This window comes from Vibrio sp. 10N.222.48.A3 (genome assembly GCF_041475345.1).
Classification (GTDB): domain Bacteria; phylum Pseudomonadota; class Gammaproteobacteria; order Enterobacterales; family Vibrionaceae; genus Vibrio; species Vibrio tasmaniensis_A.
On the sequence record NZ_JBFRVX010001304.1, the window covers coordinates 1 to 277 of the forward strand.

Annotated in this window: 1 protein-coding gene; it reads right to left on the reverse strand. The window is 48.4% G+C overall.

The features are described 5' to 3' along the window. Positions 1-277: hypothetical protein (locus AB4653_RS25885; RefSeq protein WP_372105660.1), on the reverse strand; the 277-nt coding region annotated here is incomplete at both ends.

Sequence of the window (277 nt, forward strand, 5' to 3'; positions counted from 1 at the left end):
CATTTCTAGATCAAGCATTTCCGTTGGGTAACCTGTCTTCTCAGCAACCACTTCTAGCATGGTTTGTTGAACGACTTTTGCATCAAGACCGTTAGCGGCTTGAACAGCAGCAGTTGCGCTTGGCTGTGCTGCCACAGGCGCTGATGCTGGCATCTTGCTGTTCATGTAAGTAACGATTTCACCAAGAGTACGACACTCAGCTAAATCTTCAGGGTTCAGCTCAGGTAGGTTTGGCAGCTCGTCTTGAACCGTACCAAGGATCTCAACACGCTTGATT